At 43.4% G+C, this 12060-nt stretch carries 10 protein-coding genes; 8 read left to right on the forward strand and 2 right to left on the reverse strand.

Annotated features, from left to right (window positions below; genetic code table 11):
• Nucleotides 1-26 precede the first annotated feature (26 nt).
• Both corA and B2863_RS03090 read right to left on the reverse strand, forming a co-directional pair.
• Nucleotides 27-1181 carry a magnesium/cobalt transporter CorA gene (gene corA / locus B2863_RS03085; RefSeq protein WP_371546973.1) on the reverse strand — a complete coding sequence of 385 codons (1155 nt, stop codon included), beginning with the start codon at nucleotides 1179-1181 and terminating at the stop codon, nucleotides 27-29.
• A 162-nt stretch (nucleotides 1182-1343) separates the two neighbouring features.
• Nucleotides 1344-1733, reverse strand: coding sequence for a DUF2237 family protein (locus tag B2863_RS03090; RefSeq protein WP_057759025.1), 390 nt, complete (start codon nucleotides 1731-1733; stop codon nucleotides 1344-1346).
• Nucleotides 1734-2221: 488 nt separating this feature from the next.
• On the opposite strand from B2863_RS03090, the gene B2863_RS03095 reads away from it, so the two are divergent.
• The 8 genes from B2863_RS03095 to hisS all read left to right on the forward strand — a co-directional run.
• Nucleotides 2222-3520, forward strand: coding sequence for an ATP phosphoribosyltransferase regulatory subunit (locus B2863_RS03095; protein WP_296207438.1), 1299 nt, complete (start codon nucleotides 2222-2224; stop codon nucleotides 3518-3520).
• 198 nt (nucleotides 3521-3718) lie between these two features.
• Nucleotides 3719-5008 carry an adenylosuccinate synthase gene (locus tag B2863_RS03100; protein ID WP_057759029.1) on the forward strand — a complete coding sequence of 430 codons (1290 nt, stop codon included), beginning with the start codon at nucleotides 3719-3721 and terminating at the stop codon, nucleotides 5006-5008.
• A 332-nt stretch (nucleotides 5009-5340) separates the two neighbouring features.
• Nucleotides 5341-5772: a nucleoside-diphosphate kinase gene (gene ndk / locus B2863_RS03105; RefSeq protein ID WP_057759031.1), complete on the forward strand. Its 432-nt coding sequence runs from the start codon at nucleotides 5341-5343 to the stop codon at nucleotides 5770-5772.
• Nucleotides 5773-6285: 513 nt separating this feature from the next.
• Nucleotides 6286-7515: a 23S rRNA (adenine(2503)-C(2))-methyltransferase RlmN gene (gene rlmN, locus B2863_RS03110; protein WP_201567107.1), complete on the forward strand. Its 1230-nt coding sequence runs from the start codon at nucleotides 6286-6288 to the stop codon at nucleotides 7513-7515.
• Nucleotides 7516-7725: 210 nt separating this feature from the next.
• Entirely contained in the window at nucleotides 7726-8661 is a 936-nt protein-coding gene (gene pilW / locus B2863_RS03115) for a type IV pilus biogenesis/stability protein PilW (protein WP_296207441.1), read from the forward strand.
• On the forward strand, nucleotides 8658-9470 hold the full coding sequence (locus B2863_RS03120) for a helix-turn-helix domain-containing protein (RefSeq protein WP_296207566.1): 813 nt from the start codon (nucleotides 8658-8660) through the stop codon (nucleotides 9468-9470). The genes pilW and B2863_RS03120 overlap by 4 nt, the downstream gene beginning before the upstream one ends.
• Before the next feature lie 116 nt (nucleotides 9471-9586).
• Nucleotides 9587-10702, forward strand: a complete 1116-nt coding sequence (gene ispG, locus B2863_RS03125) for a flavodoxin-dependent (E)-4-hydroxy-3-methylbut-2-enyl-diphosphate synthase (protein WP_057759039.1) — start codon at nucleotides 9587-9589, stop codon at nucleotides 10700-10702.
• 123 nt (nucleotides 10703-10825) lie between these two features.
• Nucleotides 10826-12060, forward strand: a 1235-nt coding sequence (hisS, locus tag B2863_RS03130) for a histidine--tRNA ligase (RefSeq protein ID WP_296207444.1), incomplete at its 3' end; no start/stop codon positions are given.

Consider the following 12060-nt stretch of genomic DNA (forward strand, 5'->3'; position numbering starts at 1 on the left):
TCTTTTTTTATGCCTATCGTTTGACATTACAACCATTTCAATCTTTTAAAATTGTAGTACAGATAGCTACATAAGGCGATAATTATGGCCATTATAACAAGGTAAGAATACTTCCAATGCAGCTCAGGCATAAAGTCAAAGTTCATGCCATAGATACCAGCGATAGCTGTCGGCACTGCCAGAATACCTGCCCATGCCGCAAGCTTACGCACCACTTCATTCTGACCCATATTGACCATCGCCATATAGGTATTCATCACCACGCTCAGCATTTCATTGAGACCATTAATAGCATCTAGTGAGTGTAAGAGGTGATCGTTGACATCGCGAAAATACGGCTTAGCGGCTTGAGAAAAACCAGAGACAATCTCACTTTTTTTATGATTGATAAAAAAGCTACAGATGTCCTGCACAGGTAAGATAATGGCGCGCATATGTACCAGTTGCGATTTAAGCTCATAGAGGTTTTTTAGCGTGCCTTTATCAAACTCAGAGGTAAATACATAGCGCTCCTGCTCGCGCAAGTAACGGCCCAATCGATCGGTAATTGGCATATAGTTATCAACGATAAAATCGAGGATAGCGTGTAATACAAATATAGGCCCCATGCGTAGCTTTTCAGGACGGCGATGGCAATGCTCACGTACTGGCGCATAAGAGTTTGACGGGCCATTGCGAATCGTAATGAGGTAGTTTTTACCCATAAATATCGCAGTAGTACCATAACGAATGACATTGTCTTCGAGCTTGGCCGTACGTAGCACCACAAAGACCATGTCATTATCATAGTTTTCGACCTTGGCGCGTTGATGATCAGCAAAGGCATCTTCAATCGCTAGCTCATGCAGGTCAAAGGCTTCTTTTACTTTGACCATGGTTTCTAAGCTTGGATCATATAGCCCAAGCCAAATAAATTGACCGTTGTTCCCTAGCGTACGACTCACATCATTGAGCGCCACTCTATTAAGGTTCTCACCTGTTTTACGTGAGTAAGCGTAGCAATTGACCACTTCACCTGCGCTTGATGAATCAATATCTTCATAGCGCTCAGAGTCAGGATCGTAGACCGTCATGGTCTCAATAGTATCTTCAGTAGTGGCGTCCACATCACCATAGATATAGCTATCATCATCGTCCAAATAGAGATGCTTGTCATTCATATTGGCGTAGATATGATTCATATTGGAATCAGGCGCAATATGAGCCGTTTTTTTAATCAATTGATTATTATCATTTTCCATATACTTTCCTGTCATATAATAAAAAACTTCAATAATCCAAATATACTGTGAACGCTGCTACGGTTTTATCGTGTGCCAATACTATCTATAGGGCATAGGTTTCTATAGGGCATAGCTTTTTAGCGTATCGATATCTACCAATGCCAATAGGCTTTCGTGACACGCTTCTAGTTTGATTTGCGGTGCAATATCAAAGTCCAATGCTTCAACCCAACGTAACGCGCAGATGCACCAGTAGTCACCAGGTTTGAGACCAGGAAAGTTGTATTCAGGTAGTGGGGTAATCAGGTCATTACCGCGACTGGCAGAGAAGTTTAAAAACTCGCTGGTCATCTTGGCGCAGACGGTATGTTGACCGACATCATGGTTGCCAGTATGACAAAAACCATTGCGATAGTAGCCAGTAATTGGATCGAAACAACAGCTGGCAAGTGCGGTGCCTAAGACGTTGGTTTGGTTGATGGCAGGGTTTGGGTGGTAATCAGATGACATAAGGCTTCCGAGATAAAAATATGTGTTAGTGTATCATGAGTCTGTGTTGATGACGCTGCCGTAATCGCGCTCATTATCTTATGGATAACAAAAAATAAACCTCTCGGCTATTCGCCCAATATTGAGCCAAATACATCAACGATGACTGTTACATCTGCTAAGCTAATAAGCAGCAATTGAACTGTAATTAGATAGTGATTGTGGCTAATTGTCACTAGGCGAACCTTGAGTGCTATGCTAAACTAAAGCATAAAGTGCCTTGATTATTTGTCGCAATTTTTTAGCGCATAAAGATACTCGTCTTATCATTCTAAATTATACTTATTATTCACCCTTTTGCGGTTACCTGGTTTGTTTATAAATAATTGGGTCAATGATGTTGCGCGTTAAAAATAAACACACACAGCGTCAATACCCGGCAAATCACCCTTTAAGTACCGCATCAGTACCGCGTTTTTGGTAAGCGATACGCCAAACAAGGATTTATTGTGTCTGTTAGTTCTGATTCTGCAAAACCTGCCCAGCCAAATTCTACCAACGAAACAGTGTCTCAGCCTGCCGAAAACAGTGCTGCACCCAATCGCATGCCATATTTGAGTAACTTTGGCAGTGATGTTGCCAATAGTTGGCTATTGCCTGATGGGGTGGTTGATGTCCTGTTTGAAGATGCGCATAAGCAAGAAGTGCTTAGACATCAGTTAATCGAGCAGCTTATTACTCATGGTTATCAGCTAGTTTGTCCGCCGATGATCGAGTTTACTGAGTCTTTGCTAAGTGATGCGTCAGAAGATTTGAAACGCCAAACCTTTAAGATTATCGATCAGTTGACCGGTCGCCTAATGGGCGTCCGCGCTGATATTACCCCGCAGATTTTGCGTATAGATGCGCATCATGGTGGTACGGGTATTGCGCGTTATTGCTACGTTGGTGATGTGATTCATACCTTGCCATCAGGACTGTTTGGCTCACGTACGCCGCTACAGTTGGGTGCTGAGATATTTGGCTGTGCGTCACTAGCGGCAGATATTGAGCTGATAGATGTGCTATTTACGATGGTAAATAAACTCAATATGAGTGCAGCGCTCCATATCGATTTGGGTCATGTAGCGATATTCAAACGTTTGGCTGAGTTGGCTGAATTGTCAGACAGTGATACTGAACAATTGATGTACTTATATGCCAATAAAAACCTACCAGAGCTCAAGCGTGTTTGCCGCGCTTTGCCAATGGGTGATGATTTTTATGTGTTGGCACGCTTTGGTCACGATATCGCAAACCTATTAGCCAAATTATCGGATGCGGCGCAGCAAGACAGCCAAATCGCAACGGCGATCGATGAGCTACAGCGTTTGAAAAACTATCTACAAGACCAATGGGAGTGCCCAGTCAGTATCGATGTGACTGAGCTATCAGGTTATCACTATCATACTGGCATCGTCTTCAATGGTTATATCAATAGCGAAACGCAGCCACTCGTACGTGGTGGACGTTTCGACGGTATGCAAAGCCAGACGCAAGCGTTACGCGCGGCCACAGGCTTTAGTATGGATGTCAGCCGATTGTTGGCTCATACACAGTTAGATGCGCCAACCGTTGTCTTGGTTGATTTTTCCGCTTTGACCAATGCAAACACAGATGAGATGCAGACGCTACTGCAACAAGTAGAGAGTCTACGTCAGCAAGGCTATCGCGTCACTATGCCGTTAGATGCACAGGACAGTCCAGATGATGTGACGCATCGTTTGAGCATGGCTGATGACAGCCAATGGCAGCTACAAACTGTTTAATTGTCTAATAGTAGGCTATTGAATGGCTCACGCAGCCAAAAGTGTTCAGTACACATTATGAGAACGCAAAATTATTCGTTAGATATCTCAGTGTTTCTATTTCATAAATCACTGAGATAAAAAGATATAGCTAAGAAAATCATTTTAATTTTCAGCTTTTATTGCACACACCTCAATACATAAAGGTAAGGATTGATCATGGGTAAGAATGTTGTAGTTTTGGGTAGCCAATGGGGCGACGAAGGTAAGGGTAAAATCGTTGATTTACTTACCGAAAAAGCCTCAGCAGTAGCTCGCTTCCAAGGCGGTCATAATGCTGGTCACACGTTGGTTGTCGATGGCAAAACCACTGTCTTGCATTTGATTCCATCAGGTATCTTGCGTGAAGGCGTCACTTGCTTTATCGGTAATGGCGTGGTGTTAGCACCTGATGCACTACTAAAGGAAATGAAAGAGCTAGAAGACAACAACGTACCAGTACGTGAGCGTCTACGTATCTCTCCTAATTGCCCACTTATCATGCCTTATCACGTGGCACTTGATCAAGCTCGTGAAGCCAAGCGTGGTTCTGGTAAAATCGGTACAACAGGTCGCGGTATCGGTCCTGCATACGAAGACAAAGTAGCACGCCGTGCGATTAAACTTGCTGATTTGTTCCGTGAAGATCTAGAAGAAAAACTACGTAACCTAATCGAATATCACAACTTCCAACTGACTGAGTACTATAAAGTTGAAGCGATTGATTTTGATGAGACACTTAAACTTTGTAAAGAGTGGAAAGAAGAGATTAAAGGTATGGTTACTGATGTAACTGAAGACCTAAATCAGTTACGTCTGGCTGGCAAAAACCTAATGTTTGAAGGTGCTCAAGGCACGCTACTTGATATCGACCATGGTACTTATCCGTTTGTAACCAGCTCAAGCGTAACAGCTGGCGGTGTATCAACGGGTACAGGTATCGGTCCATTGTATTTAGACTATGTGCTTGGTATTACCAAAGCGTACACCACGCGCGTTGGTAGTGGTCCGTTCCCAACTGAATTGTTCGATGATGTTGGTGCTCACTTAGCCAAAGTCGGTCATGAATTTGGTGCGACAACTGGCCGTGCACGTCGCTGTGGTTGGTTCGATGCTGAAGCATTACGCCGTGCAGTAGTACTTAACTCTATGTCAGGTATCTGCTTGACCAAGCTTGACGTACTAGATGGTCTTGAAGAGTTGCTAATCGGTGTGGGTTATAACCTACCTGAGACTGAGTGTGCAGGCGCGCATGATGCTGAATTCTATGAGTCAGTCACGCCTAAGTACGAAACCATGCAAGGCTGGAGTGAGTCTACCGTTGGTATCACTAACTATGATGAGCTTCCAGAAAACGCTAAAAAATACATCAAACGTATCGAAGCACTGATTGGTTGCCCAGTTGATATTATCTCAACTGGTCCTGATCGCGAAGAGACTATCGTATTGCGTGATCCGTACGACGCTTAGTTTCTACTACAAACTTGATTAAATAGTTTTTAGTATCAATAAAAAAACCCCGATGCTGAGCGTTGGGGTTTTTGCTTTTGTTAGAACTTATAGCATTATCAACGACTAATGCACAATAAATTTACTTTTATGCAAGGTATGGTCATAAATTAACCCTATCATTTATGGCCTTAATCATTATAATAGGCAGCAATCCGATGTTGGCGCTTATGGTTATACACTGATATACCATGAGTTGTGTAAAACAGTCCAAGTCAACATTGTGGCTAAAGCTAAAGCAACGCATTATTTTTTCATATTTTATTGAATTTATCATTTATTAGGAGCTTCTCATGGCTAACGAACGTACTTTATCTATCATCAAACCTGACGCAGTTGCTGGCAACCACATCGGCGCTATCTACAGCCGTTTCGAACAAGCTGGTCTAAAAATTGTTGCAGCTAAAATGCTACAACTTGATGATGAAAAAGCAGGTGGTTTTTACGCTGAGCACGCTGAGCGTCCATTTTACAACGACCTAAAATCTTTCATGATGTCAGGTCCAGTATTGGTATCAGTATTAGAAGGCGAAAACGCTATCGCTCAGCATCGTGAAATCATGGGTGCAACTAACCCAAAAGAAGCTGCCGAAGGCACTATCCGTGCTGATTTCGCTAGCAGCATCGACGAAAACGCAGTACATGGTTCAGATTCAGCTGAATCAGCAGCACGTGAAATCAGCTACTTCTTCAGCGATGATGAAGTTTGTGCACGTACACGCTAATATAGTAAATAAACTATAAGCTTTTACGGCGTGCGATTTGTTTGAGGTAACTGCTATAATAAGACAGCTACGATTTAAACTGATCTTACCTGTATAAGTTTTATACTTGATTGACTATAGACGAATTATTTACAACATTGATTGTTTATAATTGGTTTGCGAGACGGCTTATATCTTATGGGTATAGGCCGTTTTAGCTATTATAATCATCCTATAGTCCAAGAATTACTAAACTGCTAGGGCGTCACCCTCATCAGATGTACTACTTGTACAATCTGCAATCGGCTGCCTTGTATCCGCTTTAGAGTTCTATAATTATATTATTCATTGAAATTCTTAGTGACTTGCCTCATTATTAATTTTACTTAGCGTTATCAATCCCTTATCAGCATGTTTTCATTAATTCGAAAAACTGCGCTCATAGCGGATTGCTCATGCACCCATGTATGTATGGCAAAGCCCATATAAATAATTGCACCGCTTATCTAAGCTTCTGCAAAAAGGTTACCTATTATGTCAACTGTTCAAGCACCTACTCAGCACGTACCTGCTAAGATTACTGATAGCATTAAGCTAGTAGATGAGGCACATGCCAAAACCAATCTATTGGGTATGACGCAAGCGCAACTGGCTGATTACTTCAAGAGTATTGGCGAAAAGCCGTTCCGCTCAACTCAGGTGATTAAGTGGATTTATCAGCATGGCGTGACAGATTTTGAGCAAATGACTAATCTGAGTAAGTCGTTACGAGACAAGTTATCGCTTAATGCCTGTGTGATACCGCCCAAAGTAATTCATCGTCAATACAGTGATGATGGTACACGTAAGTGGGTATTTGAAGTTACTGGCGGTTCGTTGGTTGAGACAGTGCTTATCCCTGCAGATGATAGCAAGTTAAATGGCCGTAAGACATTATGCGTGTCTTCTCAAGTAGGCTGTGCACTAGACTGTAGTTTCTGTAGTACAGGCAAGCAAGGGTTCGAGCGTGACTTAAGTGCAGCTGAAATTATCGGTCAGTTATGGGTCGCTAATGCGTCATATATGACAGATGAAAATGAAAGTTTAGAAAACGTTGACCATAGCCTATGGGAAAATAACGTCACCAACGTGGTGATGATGGGCATGGGTGAGCCGCTATTGAACTATAAGCCTGTGGTAGGCTCAATGGAGCTGATGCTAAGCGATCATGCTTATGGATTGTCAAAGCGTCGCGTCACGTTATCGACTTCTGGTGTCGTCCCGAAAATGTATCAGCTAGCACAAGACATCGATGTGGCATTGGCTATCTCACTGCATGCACCAAATGATGAGCTGCGTAATGAGTTGGTGCCAATTAACAAGAAATATCCGTTAGAAGAGCTGATTGCAGCGGCAAAAAACTATGTCTATGATGTCAATCCACGTCATAAGAAGCACGTTACGATTGAGTATGTGATGCTTGATGGGGTCAATGATAGCAATGAGCATGCCCATCAGTTGGTTGCTCTATTAGAAGGGTTACCAAGTAAGATTAACCTTATTCCGTTTAACCCGTTTCCACATGCACCGTATGACAAATCAAGCAATAACCGTATTCATGCGTTTAGTAACATATTGAGCGAAGCGGGTTTTGTTTGTACGATTCGTCAAACACGTGGTGATGACATCGATGCCGCCTGTGGTCAGTTAGTTGGACAAGTTGCCGATCGTACTAGACGCTCAGCCGCGTGGCAGCAGAGCATCAAAGATCGTGAAAGCGTTTAGTAGTTCTCTAGAAGATAAACGTTATATTCGACTGGTATAGCGTTTTAGCTGTCTTTTGTCTGTCGCAATGGTAAGAAAATGTAGCAATGACTGTCAAGATTGCAGAACATGGCAATTAATAACAACTAAATTGTACTTATAGGGGTTAAATCTATTAAACTGAGGCCTCGAAGATCGAACGCATTGAATCCCAGTTTTATGATGGCGGCTATGATGACTTCTAAAAATTCTTGTCAGTTCAAATATCAAAAATCATTTTCTAAATTTTATAAGCAGTCGAGTATCAGTGCTGCCCAAACCGCTTTGCCAAAGCGTGCAGTGCTGTCAGCAGTGTTTGGCGTTCTTGTATTAAGTGGCTGTCAGACCACCCCGACTAATGATTTGCTAGGTAACTCTCCTTATCAAACATCTACGCGCGCTAGCAATGATCGAAATTTAGATCAGCAGGAAATTGCCCGTGTGCGTACCTCACTTGCCGCGCAATACATCCGAAAAAATGAGCTAGATACCGCGCAGCAGCAGCTCGAAAAAGCCTTTGCTGCCGATAGCCGTTATGCGCCAGCCTATGATATGATGGGCGTTTTGTTGCAGCAAGAAGGCAGCCGTATCAATCTAGCCAAAGCTGATGAATACTTCAAAAAAGCAATCGCGCTAGATAAAGACTTTGTACAAGCACACAATAATTATGGCGTGTATCTGTCACAGACAAAGCGCTACCGTGAAGCAGCAGAACAGTTTGAGATTGCAGGGGCGACGCTAGGCTATGAAGGCCGTATTGGCGCGCTAGAAAACCTAGGTCGTACTTATCTGCAGTTAGGCGATAATAGTGCTGCTTCAAAAGCGTTTTTACGGGCACTCGATGGCAATCGTAATAGTATTATTGCTCATATCGAACTGGTAGATTTGCTGCTCAACCAACAGCGTGTACCGCAGGCACAGAGACTGTATGATGAGACGCTGATATTGGTGCAGGGGCAGGGTATTAGCCCGCGCTTGCTCTTACAAGGTATCAAGCTTGCAGCAGCACAAAATAATATAACAACGCGCCAGCAATTGGCACAGCAGCTTTTATCCGCTTATCCGCTAAGTGATGAAGCAAAACAACTTAAGACTTGGCTTAACAATCCAGAGGCACCATGGAAATGATCACCCCATCATCTAACACTCAATCTAACGCTCAGGGATCATTTGGTGCCGTGTTGCAGCAAGCCCGCAAAAACAAGCAAGTAACTTTAGAAGCAGCGGCGGCTGAGCTGTTTATTCTAAAGCGTCATCTAGAAGCGCTAGAGAGCGAAAACTTTGCTGAGCTACCACAGGCTGCATTTGCTCGTGGTTTTGCGATTAACTATGCCAAATATTTGGGCTTAGATTCAGCAAAAATCGCTAGTAGCTTCGATGCCGCTTATCCTAATGAGCTAAAGGCCAAATCAGCCAGTAATATCGATACGCCGCTGCGCCCAATGGGGACTTTGCAGCGTGATACTCATAACCGCATCCGCTTTAACCCTCTATTGATCATAGGCGTTATCGGATTGATTATCTTGGCGGTGTTCCTATTCCGCATGGTGAGTAACGCTAGCAAAGAAAACACCCAAGAGCCTGTATCAGCTGTTGAAGACATGTCAGCGATAGAGCAAGCCCAAGGTGCCGCCATCAATAGTGACGCGAGTGGCGTTGGTGCTTCTGGCTCTGCATTGAATCTAGGTGATGCTGCAACGACTGCTACCTTAAACCTTGTATTGACAAGCGATGCTGTGGTTAGTATCACGGATGCTTATGGAAACAGTTTAATAAATGGTTCTCAGTCTGCTGGTAACTATGACTTGTCAGGTATGCCACCGTTCAATGTGCAAATTGATAATATTGATAATGTTAGCTTGATGCTCAATCAACAACCAGTTGCGTTAGATACGTATGCAACAGATAAGCAAGCCACATTCGAATTGGCACCATAGCCAGTTGCATAAGCGCCAAATTTGAATAAAGCGCATATGTGTTTGCCGATTCAGCTAGTTTATATTATATGTACAAAGGCCTAGGGCTTTTCTATTTTTGATTCAAGGATTTATGTATGTCAATGCCATCGCCTATTAATCGTCGTCTGACCAAAAAAATCTATGTCGGTGATGTCGCGGTTGGTGGTGATGCACCAATTAGCGTACAGAGCATGACCAATACTGATACCTGTGATGTAGCAGCCACTGTCGCTCAAATCGAGCGTTGTGTCGAAGCAGGTGCAGATTTGATGCGCGTGTCAACGCCAACGATGGATACCGTTAAAGCCTTTGGTGAAATTCGCAAATTGGTAAGCGTGCCTTTGATCGCTGATGTACATTTTGATCATAAAATCGCTTTGGCCGTTGCTGAAGCGGGCGCTGACTGCTTACGTATCAATCCGGGTAATATTGGTAGCGATGCCAAAGTACGTGAAGTGGTCGCTTGCGCCAAATATCATAATATTCCTATTCGTATTGGCGTCAACGCTGGCTCTTTAGAAAAAGACATACAGCGCAAGTATACTGAGCCAACTGGCGAAGCAATGCTTGAATCGGCAATGCGCCATATTGATATTTTAGAGCGTCTTAACTTTGACCAATATAAAGTATCTGTTAAAGCCAGCAACGTGTTTTTGACATTGGATGCTTATCGTTTAATATCAGCGCAAATTGATAACCCATTACATTTGGGCGTGACGGAAGCGGGTGTCTACCGAACGGGCGCTGTCAAATCTGCTATTGCGCTAGGTGGATTATTACTAGATGGTATTGGCGATACTATTCGTATCTCATTAGCCGCTGAGCCTGAAGAAGAGATTAAGATCGGTTTTGATATTCTAAAATCGCTTAATATCCGCTCGAATGGTGTAAACTTTATCGCCTGTCCAAGCTGCTCGCGTCAAGAGTTTGATGTGATTAAAGTGATGACAGCGTTAGAGTCTCGCTTAGAAGATATTCGTGAACCGATGAACCTATCTGTGATCGGCTGTAAGGTGAATGGTCCAGGGGAAGCAAAAGAGGCCGATATCGGTATCGTTGGTGCTGCCCCTCGATCACTGGTCTATCGTATGGGTGAAAAAAGCCACCTTATCGATACAGGTAATCTGGTTGATGAAATAGAAGGTATGGTTCGCGCCCATGCAGAAGATTTGGCGAAAAAACGTGAGAATGAAATCATTCGCGTAAAATAAGCCATAGAATAGATTGATACGTTAGGCTATACCGTCACAGTATCAATCACATATAGCGCTTATTTGAATATATAGAAAACAATAATAGAATACCTGTTAAACATTTAAGGATACGACCGTACCATGATCAAAGCTATCAAAGGTTTTAATGATATTTTGCCTGACCAATCAGCAAAGTGGCTGCATTTAGAAACGATATTGGCTGATGTACTTGGTAGGTACGGTTACGAGCATATTCGCTTGCCTATCGTTGAACAGACGGATCTATTTGCCCGTGCTATTGGCGGCGCGACTGACATCGTCGAAAAAGAGATGTACAGCTTTACTGATAAATCTGAGCCGCCAACGCCGTTGGCGTTACGTCCTGAAGGCACGGCTGGAGCAGTACGCGCAGTTATCGAGCACAACTTGCTACGCGGTGACACGCCCAAGCTTTGGTATATCGGCCCAATGTTCCGCTACGAGCGCCCGCAAAAAGGCCGCTATCGTCAGTTTCATCAGTTAGGTGTCGAGAGCTTCGGTAGTGCATTACCAGATGCTGATGCTGAGCTGATTGCGATGACTCATTTGATGTGGAAAGAGCTAGGCCTCAACAATGAGATGCGTTTGCAACTAAACAGTTTGGGTGAGCTGGATGAGCGCTATGCTTATCGCGAAGCATTGGTCACTTACTTGACTGATAAAAAAGACCAGCTAGACGAAGACAGCAAACGTCGTTTAACGACTAACCCTTTACGTATCTTAGATAGTAAAGAGGCGAGCACGCAAGCAGTATTAGCAGATGCGCCAAAGCTTGCTGACTTTTTGGGTGAAGAGAGTGTGGCGCATTTTGAACAAGTCAAAGCCTATTTGACTGCGCTTAATATTGATTTTGAAATCAATCCGCACTTAGTACGTGGCCTTGATTATTACAATAAAACGGTATTTGAGTGGGTAACAGATAAGCTTGGAAGCCAAGCTACTGTTTGTGCGGGTGGTCGTTATGACGGGCTAGTAGGGCAATTGAAATCAATCGGTACAGATGGCAATAAACCAGTCAAATCTGAGCCTGGTGTTGGTTTTGCAATGGGGCTTGAGCGTCTATTATTACTGATAGAAGCGGTAGCGCCGATTGCTGACATACCTGCTTGTGATGTATTCGTGGTGGCCCATCCTGAGGTGTATAGTGCTGGTATAAGCTATGCACAGAACTTACGTCACAGTCGTCCAGATGTACGAGTAAAGATGGCCAGTGCCACGAGTCTAAAAGCGCAAATGAAGAAGGCAGACAAGTCAGGCGCGGCATTGACAGTCATCATCGCCCAGCAAGAGCTGGATGATAATACGATTAGTATTAAAGACATGCAGACAGGTGAGCA

The sequence above is a fragment of the Psychrobacter sp. UBA3480 genome (assembly GCF_002377945.1).
GTDB lineage: Bacteria > Pseudomonadota > Gammaproteobacteria > Pseudomonadales > Moraxellaceae > Psychrobacter.